The sequence below is a fragment of the uncultured Acetobacteroides sp. genome (genome assembly GCF_963667355.2).
Lineage (GTDB): Bacteria > Bacteroidota > Bacteroidia > Bacteroidales > ZOR0009 > Acetobacteroides.
Window position 1 is genome coordinate 4,077,885 of the sequence record NZ_OY763328.2, and the last position, 18,779, is coordinate 4,096,663.

The following is an 18,779-nucleotide window of genomic DNA, read 5'->3' on the forward strand; positions in this document are numbered from 1 at the left end:
TTTGCGTTTTAGGATGTTCTACAGGTAGAGTTTATCAAAACGCTTTCATAAAAAACTTGAGACATGATGGTAGATATTTCAACGGATTACATGGGGCTGAAGCTACGCTCGCCACTGGTTGCCAGCAGCTGCGGGCTAACTTCGAATCTTAAGAACTTGAGAAGCTTTGAGGAGAGTGGGGTAGGTGCCGTTATCCTAAAATCAGTTTACGAGGAGGAGATCATCCACTACACCAAGGTGTCGATAACGCGGATGCTCTCATCCGGCTTCATCTACCCGGAGGCGATGGACTACTTCGAGTTCGAATTTAACCAGATCAAGGATCCCCTCAGCGACTACCTCAACCTGATTAGGAATGCGAAGGCCGAGCTTACCATCCCGGTAATTGCCTCCATAAACTGCCTTAACGCCGAGGGGTGGCTCGACTACGCCCAGAAGATAGAGCAGGCAGGTGCCGATGCGCTAGAGCTCAACCTGTTTATCCTTCCGTCCGACTTTACCCGAACCGGCCAGGATAACGAGGCGATGTACTTTGACGTTGTTGCCAAGATCCTATCCAAGATAACCATTCCCGTATCGCTAAAGATTGGGTACTACTCGGCAGCGCTCGGCATGCTTATCCAGCGGCTCTCGGAAACGGGCGTAAAGGGCATCACCCTGTTCAACCGGATGTACGACCCCGATTTTAGCGTGGATACGCTGGAGTTTACCACCACCAACGTGCTAAGCCACCCGTCCGACTTTGCAACGTCGCTGCGGTGGATTGCCATCATGTCCGAGAGGGTAAAGTGCGATCTGGCGGCATCAACCGGCATTCATAGCGGGCAAACGATGGTTAAGCAGCTGCTGGCAGGCGCCAAGGTGGTTTCGGCAGCATCGGCATTCTACGTCCATGGGATACCCTACGCGCAGGAGATGCTAAGCGACCTGAAGCGGTGGATGGAGGAGCAATCGTATCCAAACCTCGATGCGTTTAGGGGGAAAATGTCGAAGGACAGAACCTACAACCCCGCAGCATTCGAGCGGGTGCAGTTCATGAGGTACTTTAAGGATCGGTAGGGGCTACGGAGCGCTACGTTGGGGAGATTCACGCTTTGCAGCTGCCGTTTGGTCGAGTAAATGGCAATCCGCTGCCAGCGGAAAGTAATTTGGCCGACCAAATGGCTCTTGCTTCCTGGCGGGGCGTTCCGTTGCGCATTCTAGGCAAGGAATCCAACCGGCTGTAGGTTCCTTGCTTTTTTCTTCCGGCTAATTTTTCTACTTTTACCCGCACAACGGGGGTAATGCATGAAAGAAGATAGCGAATTGTACTTCAGCGAAGACGACAACCTTCCAGAAATTGTGAAGCGTTACGAGGCAATGGTGAAAACCAACCGCATAGCCTACTTCGACGTATGCGATTACGAAAAGATGGTCGATCACTACATCCTTCAGAATCGATCGGAAGACGCCATTAGCGTGCTCCGAATCGCCCGGAAGCAGCACCCCAACTCCTCGGAGCTCACCATCAAGAAGGCTGAAATAGAGCTATTCTCCGGCCGCTACAACGATGCCCTTGTTGATCTCACCTCGGTAGAGGCCCTCGAAAAGAACAATCCCGACTTTTACCTGATTAAAGGAAAAACCTTTATGGCTGCGAGCAAGACCGACGAGGCGCTTGCCATGTTCGATCAGGTGCTGGCCATGAGCACTGATCAGAAGCTCGACATGCTCTTTGAGGTGGTGGCCATCCTCGAGGAGTACGACCAGTTCGAAACAGCCTGCAGGTACCTGAAGATGGGGGTGGAGCTCGATCCAACCAACACGCAAACCTACGGGGAGCTCGGCTTTATACAGGAGAAGCTCAACAGAACGGAGGAGGCCATAGAGGCATACGAGAAGATGCTCGATGGCGACCCCTTCCTGCCCTTTGGCTGGTCGAACCTGGGAACGCTGTACTCCAAGCTGGGTAAGAACGATAAGGCCATAGAGGCGTTCGACTATGCCATAGCGCTGGAGCCCGATGCTTCGCTCTCGTACTTTAGCAAGGCCAACGCGCTGGCCAACGACGCGCGGTTCGAGGAGGCGCTTACCGTATTCTTCGAGTACGCCGAGATGGAGGAGGATGCCGCCATGGCCATGTGCTGCATCGGCGAGTGCTACGAGAAGCTTAGCGATTTTAAGAATGCCGGCATTTACTACCGGAAATCGCTCGAGAGCGACCCCGAAAACCCCGATGCCCTTTACGGCCTAGCGGTGGTAGAGCTGGAGTTCGATAACGTAGACGAGAGCTACGAGCTGGCCACCAAGGCCGTCGAGCTAGATCCGAATGTTCCCGAGTACTGGTTTGGCCTAGGGAAGCTCAACATGCGCCTCAACAAGCTGGAGGAGGCAACGGCAGCGTTCGAAACCGCCGTAGCGCTCGATCATCTCGATTTTGAGTCGTGGCTGCTGCTATCCGAGATCGCCGGCGACGAATCGCTACAGCAGGGGGTCGATGTCATTAAAAGAGCGCTAGAGAGCAACGCCGATGTGGCCGCGCTGCACTATCGCCTGGCCGCCTACTACTACTTGCAGGAAAACGTTTCGGGGAGCTTGGACGAGTTCGAGAAGGGGCTTGTCCTCGATAGTTCTACTTCGGAAGAGTTCTTCGAGTTCTGCGCCGATGCCGTTAGCGATCCACGCTACATCGAGATGCTGAAGCGGCATATACCATCAAAAAACTAGCAGCGGCTAAGATCGGTGCGCTATGGAAGTGAAAAGTCGAACAACCATCCATAACAATCAAATTAAAATGAAAAAACTGTTATTTGCTACAGCGCTTACGGTTGCTGGTCTTGGTGCTTTTGCGCAAAATGTACAGCTGCACTACGATTTTAGAAGAGGAAACGATAAAGCCGCTGTTCCTGCAGGTGTTTTTACGAGTACAGTGGAGATGTTTAAGCCAGATAGCTACGGTAGCACCTTCTTCTTTATTGATATGAACTACGGCGAAAGTGGTATAAAGGGCGTTAGCCTTGCCTACTGGGAGATTGCCCGTAGCCTCAAGTTTTGGGATGGCCCATTGGCTGCTCATATTGAGTATAACGGTGGGATGGGAGCATTCAAGATTAATGATAATACAACCGGCGCATTCCGCATTAACGATGCTTGGCTCTTGGGCGTTGACTATGCATGGAATAACTCCAGCTTTACCAGAGGTTTTACCCTCGAGGCGATGTACAAGTACATTCAAGGCTTTGGAGCGCCATCGTACCAGCTTACCGGCGTTTGGTACATGCACATGCTCGATGGCAAGGTTACCTTCAGCGGTTTTGCCGATTTCTGGAAGCAAACCCAGCATAACCGCAAGTTTGTGTTCCTAACCGAACCTCAGCTTTGGTACAATTTCAACAAGCACTTCTCGGTGGGTAGCGAGGTGGAGATTAGCCGTGGCTTTGCAAGCGAAGATTTTGCTGCATACCCTACCGCAGCGGTTAAGTGGAACTTCTAGGATTATACGACGATATTTAGGATGGAAAGGTGCTCCAGTATGGGGCACCTTTTTTGTTGGCTGACGCTAGTCCGTTCTGCTTTCAGTACGGGTTCCTGCACGCTGCATGGAGGCGTACTGGCTTCAGTACGGGGTCCTGCACACTGCATGGAGCTGTACTGGCTTCAGTACGGGTTCCTGCACACTGCATGGAGGCGTACTGGCTTCAGTACGGGTTCCTGCACACTGCATGGAGGCGTACTGGCTTCAGTACGAGTTCCTGCACACTGCATGGAGGCGTACTGGTTTCAGTACGGGTTCCTGCATACTGCACGGAGGTGTACTGGCTTCAGTACGGGGGACTAGCGGTGGTGGCGGTTTGTTTTGCTTAGCGCTTCTCCCGATTTGTAGATGATTGCCTTGCGGTGGGGGCTATGCTGGGCCCTCGAGGAATGGCGACCGATTTACGATGTGCCAGCGGCCTGCAACCAGCCTCAGCAGGCATATATCCGCTACGGTAAACGATGCCTCGTAGCGCTGGTTGGAGAAGTAGGCCTCTGCTGCCTTGAACTGCGGAGCGGTAAGGTCGCGAAAGGCTATGGTTACATGTGGATGGAAGGGGAGGGTGGCAAACTTCTCGTTTTTCAGCCCATGCTCGCGCAGGCAATCGACCAGCTGATCCTTCAGCGCCTGCAAATTCTCGTTCATCACCACATTCACAAATACCACCCGGGGCTCGAAGTAGGCAAAATCCTTCAGCGTTTGGGTAAAGTGCAGCTGCTGGGCGGCTAGCTGGTCGAGGGCTAGAGCTAGGGGGGCTTCGGCCCTATCCTTTATGTCGAAAGGAGGGAAGAGGGTGATGTGCGCCGGCGACCGTAGCGCGTGGCGCGAGTCGAAGTGCGCTGCCGCGTACTCCTTTAGCTGCCGGATTTCGGACAGGATGGGAGCGGGCGGTACGATGGCGATGAAGTGGAGCATAACAATTCTTTTTTGAGGCCAGCTCGGCATACGACGGTAATGCCAAAAGCAATGAAGGCCAAGGATGCATCCCCTTTTTGGTTAGGGGCTGCTAATGGGCAATCAACTTAATAAAAAGTAGCCAAAAAGTAAAGCGTTGCCCTGGCGGTGGCTGTCTCAGGTACGCCATACACTGCTGTAGTGTCGCTATACACTGCTGTAGTATTGCCATACACCGCTGAAGTATGCCATACACCGCTGTAGTATCGGTATACACTGCTGTAGTATTGGTATACACCGCTGTAGTATTGGTATACACCGCTGAAGTATTACCGTACACCGCTGTAGAATTGCTGTACACCGCTGATATATGACCAGCGACCTCTGATGTGCAGGAGTATTCCCGTAGCTATGCGTCCCCTTTTTTCTTGGTAGCAGAAATTACGCCTGCCTTCTACGCTAGAACTGCTAGCGACCTACAGACCGCAACCTGTAGCAGCCAAAAAGCAAAGCGCAGCCGGGGGGTGTGGTATGGCGATTAATGGCGGCCTAGAGACCTGAACTTATGTTCGACGGAAACGAAGTTCGACATAGTCAATTGCAAATTTGGCCGAGCCTTGTGCGCTTATTTAGACTACGGTAGTTAAGGAACACCTACGGCTAGTAAGGTTTGTCTAATTCATTAATTTCGTTCTCTAATTCATCTCTATTATATTTTTCTGGATAAAAATCCGAATAATATAATATATCATCTAATATTCCTTTTAAGATTTTTCTATTGCTTTTTAATTTGCGAGCAATTAGGAGAGATGTATCTAATAATATCATATCAATATCAGATTGAATAAACCTTGAAGTTCGAAGTCCTCTAAAACAATCAATAAAATCTAAACTTTGTTGTTCGTCAATATTTCCCAAACTCAAATATTCATTAGCCAATAAAATCAAATCTTGCCAGTAATTGATTCTTTCATCAAGTTTCAAAGAATTCACGTAGTCAATTTTCTCCCGTATATTCATTTTAAAAAATAGTTTCAGATGATTGTAAAATGTATTTTACTTGTGCATCCCGCGCCGAGGCTAGGCTCTGTTGCAACCTCTTCGTTGCTCAGCATCGTTCTCCAATCCGCAACCCAAAAGTAGCAAAAAAGCCAAGCGCAGCCGGGGTGGTGGCTGCGCTTGGCTTTATTTTATGGTTTGCTAGTAGATGTCCTCCGACTTTTTCTTTGCGTTCTCCTCCGTTTTGGAGGTGGTGAGCTTGGCGAGCTCGTCGGGCCTCAGCTCGTGCTGCGGGTCGAATGCCGATCCGTTCATGTACGAAAGAAGGCTGTAGAGGAGCTGCCTCGCTACGGGGCGCTTCTCCAGATCCGAGGTAACGTCTATCGAGCTAAACATGAGGGTGCCCTTTCCGACCTTCGCCTCGAAGATGGAGGCTAGGTGGCGGTTATTTACGAAGTTGTCGATCATCTCCACCAGCGGCGTAACCGTAGAGATGCTATCGAGGATTACCGTTGTGGAATTTATATTCAGATCCCACCACTGCCAGTCGGCGAATGGCTCGGTTGGGAAGCTGGCTAGCGCGGGATGGTTGGGGTTGCAGAGTACCCCCATGGTGCCCGCCTGCTTGGGGAAGTGAACGGGGCTCCAGAACACGGGGACAAATTTCCCCTCGATTCCCTTAATCTCCTTCCATCTGGGGTTAAGCAGCACCTTTCGGCCCTCGGCGAGCGCCTTTTGGGCGGCTTGCACATCGGTGGTAACCACAACCTCTCCGGCATTGATCTTTAGCTTGGAGGGGTACACCCAGATGCTCCAGCTGTTCTGATAGGGTGTTCCTTCGACGCCAAGCCTAAGGGTTAGCTGCTGGGCTTTGCCAATGGATTGCAGCGGAGCTTCTATTTTGCCGATGTTGGCAGTGTAGCCAACCGCTAGGCTGCTGGCATCGATTGTGCCGCTTGCCACCACCTCGTTGCTGCTGCTGGATAAGGTCCACGCTAGGCGCTTTTGCGCGATTGGCTTACCGGTGAAGTTGGCAATGGCGGCAGCAGCCGTTAGCGTGTCGGAGCTTAGGTACACCGCCTTTGGGAAGTTGGCCAGCGGAACTACTGGGCCACAGAACGCCTTAAACTCGTTGGGGGTAACGATGCCCTTGCTATCCCAAAACGCATCGAGGAGACCGACAAGGGCCGTACCCTGTCCGGGGAAGTCGTGCAGGTCGAGCAGCTGAAAGCCGCTGAACTCGGGCGTTTTTAGGGCGCGCTCAATCTCCTCCTTGTAAAGGATTGCGGCTAGCTTGCCCGAGGCATGGAGAAAGTCGTCGGCCTTATGGAGCAGCCCCTTGCGCTCCAAATCGGCCTTAACCGCCATTAGGTTAAGCGGGATGAGGGAGCCCGTGTACTTCTCTATTTCCTTTAGGTTGGGGTAGACGGAGTACTGGCCAATCTCGTGCGATATCACCGGAACCGTTACCCCCCGAAGAGGCTTGCTGTAGCTCTTATCGAACGATGGCGGTTCGCAGTTGAATATGCCTTGCCCCCGAATCCATCCGTTGTTCGTCCATTGCGTCACAAAGAAGTCGTCGTTGGGCTGAGGTGCAGTTCCCAGCCCCTTCTGGAAGCTGAAGGTGGTGGTGGTGTACAGATGCCGTGGGTCCTGCGCCTTTAGCGAGGACATCAGCGAGCTGAGGATGTTGGCATCTCCCTCCAGCTCGTTCCCCATGCTCCACAGGCAAAAGGAGGGGTGATTCCCATACTCCGCCACTATTCGCTGCGCCTCATGCTCCAGGAAATGGGTGGTAGCCGTATCCTTTCCAACGGTTAGGCTCCACAGCGGAAGCTCGATCTGTAGGTAGAACCCCATCTCGTCGGCAACCTCAAACGCGGCTTGTGGTGGGCACCACGAGTGGAACCGAAGATGGTTTAGCCCCCACTGCTTTGCGGCGCCAAATACTTTCTGCCAGCCTGCCTTATCCATCGGTGGGTTTCCGGTTAGGGGGAATATGCAGCATTCGAGCGTTCCTCGTAGAAATATTCGAGTTCCATTAAGCTGCAGGTAGCCGTTTTCGTTGGAAAGCCTCCGCATCCCGAAGGTGGTTGATGCCTTGTCGGATAGCTTCCCCGAATTTAGGGCAACGCTTAGCGTGTACACGTTGGGGTTAAACTCATTCCAGAGCGCCGCATCGTTGCCTAGGCTATAGAACGATTCTATTTTCCCGTGATTGCCGCTGATGGCAAACTTTTCGGTCGTTGCCCTAACGGGGATGCCTTTAAGTGATGCCGAGAACTTAACGGTTCCGCTTACCGGTTTCCCCGTTTCGTTGGCAACATCAACAATAACGCGAACACCCTTCTTTTCGATGTCGGGGAATACGCTGATGCTTTTTACGCTAAGCTTATCCTTAAGCTGCAACGACAAATCGCCAATAACCCCATTCCACATCACCTGAGTTTCGTTGGTGTAGGCATGCGCCATGTCGTTTACCGAGATATCAAACTGCTTGCGGTTGTCAATTCTGATGGCAATTCGATGCTTACCCGCGCTTAGCCCCGATATGGTGTAGCGATGTGGCGCAACCAAGCTCTTCGATTCGCCGACGAAGGTTCCGTCAACCCAAACATCCGAGGTCCAAAGAACCCGTTCGAGGTTTAGGACTAGCTCCTTATTGGCCCAATCTTTGGTAACCACGAACTCCTTTACGTACCAGGCGGGACCAACGTAGGAGAACTTACGGGTTAGATGAAGAATCTGAGGCTTCTCCAATTTGGGCAGGAGCATATTCGGATTGCCGATGCCTGCGCCGTCGAGGGTGCCCGGTAGCGCGATTCGCCCAACAAATAGCGAGTCGTACCACTTTTGCGCTACGCCAACATCATTCTTGTCTAGCGCATATCGCCATTCGCCAGCGAGGGTAAGGGCTTTTGTCGAGCTTACCTTCTCTCCAAAACCTTGCGTTGCCGATGCCGCAGAGAGCACCAAGCCCATTAGTATTGCTGCATAGTATGCTTTTGTTTTCATAGCCATCCTTCTTTTGAAATGCAAAGGACAGCCTCCTAAATACGGAGGCTGCTGTTGCAAAGATGATACATCAAATAGTTTATAACAGCTTAGCGGCAAAGATGCGCTTGCACGCCTTGATGGTTGCCATCCATGTCGAACGCTTTTGTCAGGTAAGCCTGCCCTTTTTCAACCTCGCCTAAACCGACATACCCTAACCCCATCATGTAGTAGCAGTGTATCTTGTTACGGAAGGTAAGGTCGTCTTCCCATATTAGCAAATCGGGAAGCGAAACGGCAAAGAAGTCGAGCTTCACGGTCTCGAACAGGTGCTTTTCGCCGTAGGCGATAAGCTTGTTGAAGCGGCTGTTGGCGCCATCTTTTCGTCCGAGCTTAAGCAACGCTAATCCTTGGTAGTAGATCTTATCGGGCTTTTGATCGTTGTAGAAGATTGCCGCTGCAGGCTCGGTGATGCCCTCTTTGGCAAGCTCCCAGTATTTGGTGGCTTCTTCCATCTGGTTCATGCCCTCGTACGCGCAGCCGAGGTAGTAGTGGAAGTCGTTTTCCTGAGCACCATGCAGCTTGCCTTCTCCGAGGTTGTGCGGGTATATAAGGCATTGTTCGAGCAACTCTTTTGCCTTGGCGTACTCTTTCTGCGAAAGCAAACGCTTGGCAAGCTCGACCCTTGCAATCTGGTATTGGGCCGATACCTTACCTTCGCCACCTTCCCAAGGGTGGAACTTGCGTTGGTCGATAAGCGTAATGGCCTTTTCGTAGCTCCCCAGCTGATTGTACAGGGTTACACGTTCGAGGTAAAGGTCATCTCGCTGCATTACCAAGTCGATATGCTCTTCGAGCAGCTCCAATCTTTTTTGATGAGGATAGCATAAGCGCTTGTATAGTTGATCGAGCTCCATCAGGATGCGGGCGTCGGTTCTATCCAAATCGAAAGCCAACTCGAGCATGGTAACTGCACGAACCGTATCGTTAAGCTTGTTGAAGTAGGCTAACGATAGATTCCTACATACGGTAGGGAAGGAGCCGTCGAGAGCAAACGATTTCTCCCAGCATGCAATTGCTTCGGTGTACTGACGCTTATCGTACCAGAGATTCCCCAGATAGTACGGAGCCTTGCTATCTGCCGGGTTTAGTGCCTGCGCGTTTTCGAGCGCAAGGATGGCTTCGAGCCTATTGGGAAAGCAGAAATCTGCCTTATGCGCTGCTGCTACTGCATATACCTCTTTTGCTTTTTGCTCCAAGCCTAGCTTATCGAGGCACCAACCCATGTAGTAGTAGGTCATTGGCGAGGTTGGGCAAACCTTAGCACCTTCTTCCAGCAGACTAACGGCCTCCGTAAATAGCCCGGCAGCTGCATAATCGAGTGCAATTACTTCGTAGCTGTGAATTTCGTTGCGCATCAACCTGTTCATCTCTAGCAATACGTTGGAATCCTTAGTAATTAGGTACTGCTCGTATCGGCAGCCGTAGTTGAACCTGTCGAGTTCGAGGGATTTATGAATAAGCTTAAGAGCCTCTTCGTTCATCGCAAGTTTACGAAGAATAGCAGCTTTAAGGTGACGTCCCTTGTGGTTGTGCCAGTTGCGGATTAGCGATTTGTCTATTTCGTACAATGCTGCCTTTAGGTTACCCTTTTGTGCTGATAGCTGCGATAGCGTAAAGTAGCCGGAATCTTGCCATGCCGCATTCCAGCACGATTTGTAGAGTGAGTCGTACGCCTCATCTAGCCTGTTCTGCATCTTAAGCGCTATTCCAAGGTTGTACAACGGTTCTCCATCGTAGGGATTTGGATTGCGCTCGGTAAGCGTTTCTACTGCACGCCTAAAGTAGGGTTCGCTCTCGGCAAACTTACCCTTGCGTAGCAGCCATAAGCCCATGGCGTTGTTGTTGCGAACATCCGAAGGTTCGCGCTTTAAAGCCTCGCGGTAGTAGTCGGTTGCGGTGTAGGTGGCATGGCGGTACTGCTCGATGTGCAACCCTGTAAGGTAAAGCTGCTCTATTGACGAGATTTCCTCGGGCGCTAATGCGGGCTTTGCGGCATTTGGCATTTCCTTTAGCTCAGGCTTTTCTGGCTTCCAGCTGATTAAAACATTGCCATCGGAGTCTTTCACCTCAACCTGTAGCTCGTGGAATAAATCAGCAACTCCATCAACCTCCTTGGTATAAACCTCCAGAGGCGAAATGCTAATCCCATCGTTAAGGTAAACACCATTCTTACCTCTCAACGTAATGCTTACGCTATTGTGAATCCCTGTTGAAAACACCTTTACAATAGCCTTACCTTCTACCAAATCTAAATTAAGAAGGAAGTCTTGGCTGGCATTCTTTACAACGCCAAGCTCCCTATATGGAAGGAAGTACTGGGTAAATGTCTTTTCCTCGTAGGGTTGAAGCCAGGTAAAGTCGGGTTGGTTGTCGGTGTAAACGCCTGCCATCAGCTCGATGTATGGTCCATCTTCGTCGGTAAGGTTGCGATCCCAAGCTTTGCCAAAGTCGCCGTTACCCCAGGTCCATTGCTTTTTGCCTGGTGATATGTGGTGGTTGGCAACGTGCAGCACGCCCGCCTGCGTGTCGTTCTCGTATCCTCCTACAAAGTTGTACTCCGACTTGATTGCCATATACGACGTTGGAACGGGGATGTTCTTGTACATCGAGATGTCAACACCCGCCGAGTAGTCCATTTTGTAGTAGGTGCCAGTTGCTATGGGGAAGTTTGATACGTCACGCTTGCCATGATCGAAGACGGCGTTTACATCGGGAGGAAAGACCGACTGATAGTCGTCGTTAACGGCAACAGCAGGATTAGCCCACCACAGAAAGGTTTGCGGAAATGGCGTTCGATTGTAGAGCTTACCTTTTATCTCCAAATAAGCCTTCCCGGGGTGTAGCGTAAAACCAGCCATTCCCTTTTGATGGAACATCTTCTCCATTTCGCTAACCCATACGGTAACGCTGCCATCCTCGAACTTCTCGATTGTATAGTCGACGGGAAGGAAGGTACTTGGACGGTGGTGTTGGGGCCAGTTGAACTCTATTCCGCCCGATATCCATGGACCTGTAAGACCAACGAGTGCGGGCTTTATTACCTGGTTGTAGTATATAAAGTGGCGCTGCTTAATCTTGTCGTAGGCCATTTGAACGCGTCCTCCCAGCTCAGGGAGGATCATTATCTTAACGTACTCATTTTCGAGGTATACAGCATCGTAGGCTTTATCTACCTTTTCGTCCTCAATCTTCTCGACTACAGGATATGGATAAACCACCCCCGAGCTACCTTGGTATACTCGCTTCTCCAAGAAGATCGGATTCTTTTCAGCTTTCCCTATTTCGTAGGTGGGGATGATAACTTTCTCCTCCCAAACTTTTACGTTAGCGTCCATATGGTATTTTATTTATTGTCAATTAAAAGTTCTCCTCCTAGGTGTGAGCCTGTTTGTTTTTTTAGGTTACTGCCCAGTTGGCTATTTTACTATTTGATGCTCTATCTCCTCTAGCGATTTACCCTTGGTTTCGGGCAAATTCTTTACGATGAATAGAAATCCTACTAGGCAAACTCCGGCATATACCCAGAATGTTCCTGCAGCTCCCAATGAGCTGTTTAGAAGTGGGAACGTGTAGGTAAGAATAAAGCAGGCAACCCAGAGCGCGAATGTTGCCAAAGCCATTGCGGCTCCACGTACACGGTTCGGGAATATCTCGGAGAGTATTACCCACACAATTGGTGCAAGCGACATGGCGTAAACGGCAATGGCTGCTACCACAAGCGTAAGCACGGGTATACCCTTAAATCCGAAAAAGAAAGCACCTCCCAGAAGGATGTAGATGGCGGATAGCCCAACCGATCCAAAGAGCATTAGCTTCTTTCGACCCCAGTTGTCAACGGTAAACATGGCCACCAGCGTAAAGATTAGGTTAACGCTACCCGTAATAACGATGTTGAATAGGGTGTCGCTAACCCCATATCCTGCGGCGGTAAATATCTCTTCGGCGTAGTTGAATACGGTGTTGATGCCGCACCACTGCTGAAATACTGCCAACACGATACCGATAAGCAGCACGAATCGGTACTTGCGGTTAAGCAGCGCTTTTAGATCTACCTTTTCGCTTACATCGTTCAGCGTCTCCTGTATTTTGCTTACTTCGTCGCGAGCAAATGTTGCTCCGCCTATCTTTTCGAGGGTAGGAAGTGCCTTGTCGGTCTTTCCCATCTTGATAAGCCAGCGTGGACTTTCGGGTACTAAAAATGCTAGAATAAAAAAGGCTGAGGCAGGAACCGCGCATGCAAAGAACATCCAGCGCCAACCGACTTGCCCATTCCACGACGAGCGGATAAATTCGTCGGTTGCACCTGCGGGTACCTTGTCGGCAATAAGTAGGTTAATGACCTGAGCCAGCAGGATGCCGATAACGATGGTCATCTGGTTGAGCGAGACAAATCGTCCGCGGAGGTGCGATGGGGCAACCTCGGCAATGTACATGGGCGAAATGGCCGATGCCAAGCCGATGCCAACGCCACCTATCATACGGAATACCACAAATAGGGAATAGCTGTTTGCCAATCCCGTTCCTAATGATGCTACAACAAAAATGAGGGCCGATAGCAGCAGCGGCTTTTTTCTTCCAAATTTCTCGCTAATTACTCCAGATGCAACCGCACCTACAATGCAGCCAATAAGGGCGCAGCTCATGGCCCATGCCTGTAGGTTGGTTGAACTCGCAATATCAAAAAAGCGCTCGTAGAAGGGCTTTGCCCCTCCAATAACCACCCAGTCGTACCCAAAAAGTAGTCCCCCCATTGCTGAAACGCTTGCAATAAAGAAGACGTACCAGCTGTTTATTTTTTTCATACCGATTAATTTTTTGTTTGTTAGGTTGATCGTTTGCTGATGCCTGCAAAATACCTGCTAAGTCTCAGTCGCTATTTTGCCCAACATGCTACATTCAATAGATGCAAATCTATGGTCGTACTAGCCTAAAAAGAATGGTAGATTGCACAATGTACATGGATTATATTACGCAGATCAACCTATATTTGCTCATCCGTACTTGCACCTGTTTTTACCGGAGGCGATTGCAGCCCTTACATGGCGGCATCGCCCCAAATAGTAACATCAATATGAAGAAAAAGGAAGGTTTTAGCGGGCAAAGAACCATTGTTTTACCAAAGTCGATTATCCAAGCGCTGGAGCAAGATCCCATCACGGCTAACGTGCATGTTACCGATATCGGTTACTACCCCAACGCAAAATTTCACTTCAGGAAGAGGGACGAGGGGATAGAGCAACATATACTATTATACTGCATCAGCGGGTGTGGCTGGGTGGAGGTGGACGGACGGCGAAGTAGGCTAAACGAGAATCAGCTGGTTGTTCTTCCGGCAGGCACGCCGCACCAGTACGGCTCCGACACATCGACCCCGTGGAGCATCTACTGGCTGCACTTTAAGGGGGAGCAGGCGCAGCTCTACGCTCAACGGCTGGGTGTACCCGTAAACCTGGAGCCCAGCAGCACGTCGCGCAACGAGGAAAGAATCGGCCTCTTCGAAAGCATCTACAGCACGCTCGAAATGGGCTACGGCGTCGATAATCTGTGCTACGCCAGCATTTGCCTCCAGTACTTCTTGGGGAGCATCCTGTTCAAAGATCAGTACGCCAACCGCAACGACGGCGCCAGCCCCGCTGCCGATACGGTTAGCCAGTGCATCCACTTTATGAACGAGAACATCGAGAAAAAGCTTACGCTAAATGACCTGACCGCATTTGCCAAGTACTCGAGCACCCAGCTAACTGCCATCTTTAAGGCCCGAACGGGCTATTCGCCCATCGACTACCTTATCCTGCTTAAGGTCCAGAAGGCCTGCCAGTACCTCGACCATACCAAGATGAAGATTACCCAGATCAGCCCCAAGGTTGGCATCGAGGATCCGCTCTACTTCTCCCGAATTTTCCAGAAGAAGATGGGCATGTCGCCAAGCGAGTACCGGAAGAAGGATAAGGGGTAGCCCATGTTGTGGGTGTTAGAGGCTGCAAATGAGACTGTTCATGCAACTGTGTCTGCAAAATGATAACGATAACTTTGCAGACAATGAAAGAGGAAGAAAAAGTAGCGAGCTTCAGCTACGAGGAATTTGAGAAGGAGGCCATCAAAGGCCTTTACGAGCGCAAGAGCCTAAGCGGCGAGAATGGGGTGTTCGCCCCGCTGCTCAAGCACTTTTTGGAGAAGGCCCTAGCGCTGGAGCTGGAGCAGCACCTGAAGGATTCGGAGGGCAACAAGCGCAACGGCGCTACCACCAAAACGGTTAAGAGCTCGAACGGCGAGTTTGAGCTCAGCCCCCCCAGAGACCGTAACGGATCCTTTACCCCAGAGATCGTGGCCAAGCGGCAGGTGCTGCTGGACGACGAGCTCTGCGAGAAGGTGCTCTCGCTCTACGCCAAGGGGATGAGCTACGCCGACATTCGGAAGCTGCTGATGGAGGTTTACGGGCTTTCGCTCTCGCCCGCCCAGATGAGCGAGCTCACCGATCGGCTCATCCCCGAGCTGCAGGAGTGGCAGCAGCGCCCGCTGAGCCCGCTCTACGCGATAGTCTGGTTCGACGCCATCCACTTCAAGTGCCGCGAGGGCGGTGCAGTGCAGGGCAAGGCGCTCTACAACGTCTACGCGGTCAGCCAGGAGGGCTTTCGGGAGCTGCTGGGCATCTACATTGCCGGGAGCGAGTCGGCCCGCTTCTGGCTGGAGGTGCTGCAGGATCTGCGCCTTCGGGGCGTGGAGGACATCCTGATCGCCTGCACGGATAACCTCAAGGGCTTCAGCGAGGCCATCAGCAGCACCTTTCCCGAGACGGTCATCCAGAGCTGCATCGTCCACCAGGTGCGCAGCACGCTCAAGTACGTGGTTAAAAAAGACTACAAGGCCATCACCGCCGACATGCGGGCCATCTACGGCAGCCCCACGCTGGAGGCGGGCGAGGCGGAGCTCGAGCGCTTCGCCGAGCGCTGGGGGACGAAGTACCCCACCGCCGTCAAGAGCTGGCGGGAAAACTGGTACAAGCTGAGCTCCTTCTTCGACTTCGGCAGGGAGATCCGCCGGCTCATGTACACCACCAACCCCATCGAGGGCATCCACCGGCGCATGCGGAAGGTGACCAAGACCAAGGGGTGCTTCTCCTCCGACATGGCCATCAAGAAGCTGATATACCTCGTTATTCGGGATATCAACTCGAGCCCAAAGCGGGAAGTTGCGGGGTGGAAGCTCATCTACGGGCAGCTTTGCATTAAATTTGCCGAGCGGATGGCCAAGTTTGGAGCATGAAGAACACCCGCGAAGGAAGGCCAGGCCTCCTAGCGGGGCAAGGGTATACAAGTGGCTCCGTTCCTCCGCCACCCTTGCCCCGCTAGCAGCCCTAACCTAAAAGGCAGGCGTAATTCCTGCTTCCGAAAAAATAGGGTAGACACAGTTCCGTGAATAATCCCCTGCAAATTGCAGGGTGTAGGCTGCAAAAAGCAGGGTGTAGGCTGCAAATTGCAGGGTGCAGGCTGCAAAAAGCAGGGTAGAGGCTGCAAATTGCAGGGTGAAGGCTGCAAAAAGCAGGGTGCAGGCTGCAAAAAGCAGGGTAGAGGCTGCAAATTGCAAGGTCAAGGCTGCAAAAAGCAGGGTGAACCTTCAAAATTGCAGGGTTGAGGCTGCAAAAAGCAGGGTAGTAGTAGGGTATATTAACGGAGAGTATTCCTCCCATATTACCATTGCATAGGTCTTTTAGGTTTTGGCTGCTCGCAGCCTACCGACCGTCGAGCGTACGTATTACTGGTAGCCTCGGCTTAGCTGAGAAAATGATTTTCCAACCCCCGCTTCAGGAAATGCTGCCGATCTATTGCCCCGCATCGGCGGCAAAACAATCCGTAAAGCCGCGTACCCTTTCGGAGGGCGGCACCCCGTTCGTCGGGGTTAGCGTAAGTTTAACGTTACCCTCATACGCCCATACCCCCTCGGCGGTCACCAACGCCCCATATCATTTCGCTGATATTAAAAGCAATTAAAAGTAATTGTGTTTGCCATGTCGCAAATAAACGCTAAAGCTTACCGTACTAAGTACAATTATTGCGCAAAGATGGTTTCCAACATCTATATTTGGCAAAACGTAAATCGGATGCGTACAGCAATTAACCCGTCAATATCAGTAGATATCGTAGTGTTCGGCTTCGATGGAACCCGGCTGAAAGTGCTCCTTGTAGAACGGCAAAAGCTGAATAGCAGCGCCACCAAAGAGTACAAGCTGCCGGGGAGCATGATCGCCGAGAACGAAGATCTCGACACCAGCGCCCACCATACGCTACAGAACCTTACGGGCCTAAACAACATCTACCTCGAGCAGCTACACGTATTCTCGGATCCCAACCGGATCAGCAACGAGGACGATAAGAAATGGATCGAGTTTACGTACGGCATTACGGCCACCCGCATCGTTACGGTTTCGTACTTCTCGCTGGTAAAAATCAACCTGAGCGTGCTAAAGGCAACCATGCAGGGGAAAGCCTCGTGGTGCGACGTTCAGGAGCTGAAGCACGTATCGTTCGACCATAAGGAGATAATCCTAAAGGGGCTCGACCGGCTAAAAAGCCGGATGCAGTCCACGCCTATCGCCTTCGAGCTGCTCCCCAAAAAATTTACCATCAAGCAGCTGCAAAACCTCTACGAAGCCATACTGGGCGTCGACATCGACAACCGAAACTTCAGAAAGAAAATCCTGAAGTACCCATTTCTGATACAGCTCGACGAGAAGGAGGCCAAGGTGAACCATAAGCCGGCCCTTCTTTACCAGTTTGATGCCCACTCGTACCGTCAGGAACAAAAGAAGCTGAAGAAGCTGAAAATATTTTAACCCTATGAAAACACTTGGGATCGACATTGGCAGCTCCTCCGTAAAAGTTGCCGTTTTTGATGCATCAACAGGCCGCTGCCTGGCCTCAACGCAAATGCCCTCGGAAGAGATGGCCATCAGCTCGCCGCAAAAAGGCTGGGCAGAGCAAGCTCCAGACATGTGGTGGAGCTACTTCGTGGATGCCGCTAAGCAGCTATCGGCTACCGTTACCCTGTCCGAGATCAAGGCCATCGGCATTACCTACCAAATGCACGGGCTGGTTACAATCGATGGCAATGGAGCCGTTGTTCGCCCGTCCATCATCTGGTGCGACAGCCGAGCCGTATCATTAGGCAACCGGGCGATGGAGAGCATCGGAGCCGAGAAGTGCCTAGAGCACCACCTGAACTCGCCTGGAAACTTTACCGCCTCGAAGCTGGCCTGGATTAAGGAGAACGAGCCTGAACTGTTTGGCCGAATCAGTAAGATCATGCTCCCCGGCGACTACATCGCCTACAAGCTCTCGGGAGAGGCAACCTCAACCGCCCAAGGCTTATCCGAAGGGATATTCTGGGATTTCAAGGAGGAAAAGGTATCGGAAACCGTCCTCGACCAGTACGGCTTAAGCAAAGAGCTGCTGGCCCGTCAGGTTCCCTGCTTTGGGCACCAGTCGGCGCTGAGCCGCGATGCCGCGACGCTCCTGGGCATAAAGGAAGGAACGCCGATCACCTACCGCTCCGGCGATCAGCCCAACAACGCCTTCTCGCTAAACGTGCTCAACCCTGGCGAAATTGCGGCAACCGCAGGAACATCGGGCGTTGTGTACGGCGTAAGCAGCCGCATTGCCTACGACCCACAATCGAGGGTGAACACCTTTATGCACGTCAACCACACCAGCAGCGATCCGCGCTTGGGCGTGCTGCTGTGCATCAACGGCACCGGAATCCTAAACTCCTGGATGCGCCGGAATGCCACCAAAAATCTCTCCTACGTGCAGATGAACGAGCTGGCATCGCAAGCGCCAACCGGCAGCGATGGGCTTACCATACTTCCGTTTGGCAATGGCGCCGAGCGCGTGCTGGGCAACCTGGAGCTGGGGGCGCACATGCAGAATATCAACTTCAACCTGCACAGCACGGCGCACATGCTAAGGGCCGCCCAGGAAGGCATCGCATTCTCCATGCAGTACGGTGTGGAGGTGATGAAAACCGTAGGCGTTACCCCCACGATTATCCGTGCAGGCATCGCCAACCTCTTTCAGAGCGACCTGTTTACCCAAACCGTTGCCGATATAACGGGTGCAACAATAGAGCTCTACAACACCAACGGCGCAATTGGCGCCGCACGCGGTGCAGCCCTTGGTGCCGGATACTACAGCACCCCCTCGGAAGCCTTTGCAACCCTTAAGGTGGAAAAGGTTGTCGAACCCCAAAGCAACCCCATGCTTCAGGAAGCCTACGAAAACTGGAATCGTTGTTTAAGTCAGCTACTAAAATAAAGAACAAG

Annotated in this window: 13 protein-coding genes; 7 read left to right on the plus strand and 6 right to left on the minus strand. The window is 51.8% G+C overall.

Going from position 1 to position 18,779, the window contains the following annotated elements; genetic code table 11:
- The first annotated feature begins 63 nt into the window (after positions 1-63).
- The 3 genes from ACHZA1_RS16815 to ACHZA1_RS16825 all read left to right on the plus strand — a co-directional run bounded on the left by ACHZA1_RS16815 (position 64) and on the right by ACHZA1_RS16825 (position 3,472).
- Positions 64-1,059 carry a dihydroorotate dehydrogenase-like protein gene (locus tag ACHZA1_RS16815; RefSeq protein ID WP_320053022.1) on the plus strand — a complete coding sequence of 332 codons (996 nt, stop codon included), beginning with the start codon at positions 64-66 and terminating at the stop codon, positions 1,057-1,059.
- Positions 1,060-1,287: 228 nt separating this feature from the next.
- Complete coding sequence (locus tag ACHZA1_RS16820; protein WP_320053023.1) at positions 1,288-2,706, plus strand: tetratricopeptide repeat protein; 1,419 nt, start codon at positions 1,288-1,290, stop codon at positions 2,704-2,706.
- Between the two features lie 67 nt (positions 2,707-2,773).
- Positions 2,774-3,472, plus strand: a complete 699-nt coding sequence (locus tag ACHZA1_RS16825) for a DUF5020 family protein (RefSeq protein ID WP_320053024.1) — start codon at positions 2,774-2,776, stop codon at positions 3,470-3,472.
- A gap of 411 nt (positions 3,473-3,883) precedes the next feature.
- On the opposite strand, the gene ACHZA1_RS16830 is transcribed toward ACHZA1_RS16825, so the two are convergent.
- The 5 genes from ACHZA1_RS16830 to ACHZA1_RS16850 all read right to left on the minus strand — a co-directional run bounded on the left by ACHZA1_RS16830 (position 3,884) and on the right by ACHZA1_RS16850 (position 13,266).
- The gene (locus ACHZA1_RS16830) at positions 3,884-4,429 is read right to left on the minus strand and encodes a 2'-5' RNA ligase family protein (RefSeq protein WP_320053025.1); all 546 of its coding nucleotides are present in this window, start codon (positions 4,427-4,429) and stop codon (positions 3,884-3,886) included.
- A 639-nt stretch (positions 4,430-5,068) separates the two neighbouring features.
- Positions 5,069-5,428 carry a hypothetical protein gene (locus ACHZA1_RS16835; RefSeq protein ID WP_320053026.1) on the minus strand — a complete coding sequence of 120 codons (360 nt, stop codon included), beginning with the start codon at positions 5,426-5,428 and terminating at the stop codon, positions 5,069-5,071.
- A 180-nt stretch (positions 5,429-5,608) separates the two neighbouring features.
- Positions 5,609-8,422 carry a sugar-binding domain-containing protein gene (locus tag ACHZA1_RS16840; RefSeq protein ID WP_320053027.1) on the minus strand — a complete coding sequence of 938 codons (2,814 nt, stop codon included), beginning with the start codon at positions 8,420-8,422 and terminating at the stop codon, positions 5,609-5,611.
- Positions 8,423-8,511: 89 nt separating this feature from the next.
- The gene (locus tag ACHZA1_RS16845) at positions 8,512-11,799 is read right to left on the minus strand and encodes a DUF5107 domain-containing protein (protein ID WP_320053028.1); all 3,288 of its coding nucleotides are present in this window, start codon (positions 11,797-11,799) and stop codon (positions 8,512-8,514) included.
- An 81-nt stretch (positions 11,800-11,880) separates the two neighbouring features.
- Positions 11,881-13,266: a sugar porter family MFS transporter gene (locus ACHZA1_RS16850; RefSeq protein WP_320053029.1), complete on the minus strand. Its 1,386-nt coding sequence runs from the start codon at positions 13,264-13,266 to the stop codon at positions 11,881-11,883.
- A gap of 269 nt (positions 13,267-13,535) precedes the next feature.
- Between ACHZA1_RS16850 and ACHZA1_RS16855 the strand changes: the two genes are divergently transcribed.
- Complete coding sequence (locus ACHZA1_RS16855; RefSeq protein WP_320053030.1) at positions 13,536-14,420, plus strand: AraC family transcriptional regulator; 885 nt, start codon at positions 13,536-13,538, stop codon at positions 14,418-14,420.
- Positions 14,421-14,503: 83 nt separating this feature from the next.
- Positions 14,504-15,727, plus strand: a complete 1,224-nt coding sequence (locus ACHZA1_RS16860) for an IS256 family transposase (protein WP_320052030.1) — start codon at positions 14,504-14,506, stop codon at positions 15,725-15,727.
- Between the two features lie 96 nt (positions 15,728-15,823).
- On the opposite strand, the gene ACHZA1_RS16865 is transcribed toward ACHZA1_RS16860, so the two are convergent.
- Positions 15,824-16,054 carry a hypothetical protein gene (locus tag ACHZA1_RS16865; protein WP_320053031.1) on the minus strand — a complete coding sequence of 77 codons (231 nt, stop codon included), beginning with the start codon at positions 16,052-16,054 and terminating at the stop codon, positions 15,824-15,826.
- Positions 16,055-16,562: 508 nt separating this feature from the next.
- Here ACHZA1_RS16865 and ACHZA1_RS16870 point away from each other — a divergent pair.
- The gene (locus ACHZA1_RS16870) at positions 16,563-17,294 is read left to right on the plus strand and encodes an NUDIX hydrolase (RefSeq protein WP_320053032.1); all 732 of its coding nucleotides are present in this window, start codon (positions 16,563-16,565) and stop codon (positions 17,292-17,294) included.
- 4 nt (positions 17,295-17,298) lie between these two features.
- Positions 17,299-18,771, plus strand: coding sequence for an FGGY family carbohydrate kinase (locus tag ACHZA1_RS16875; RefSeq protein ID WP_320053033.1), 1,473 nt, complete (start codon positions 17,299-17,301; stop codon positions 18,769-18,771).
- Positions 18,772-18,779 lie beyond the last annotated feature (8 nt).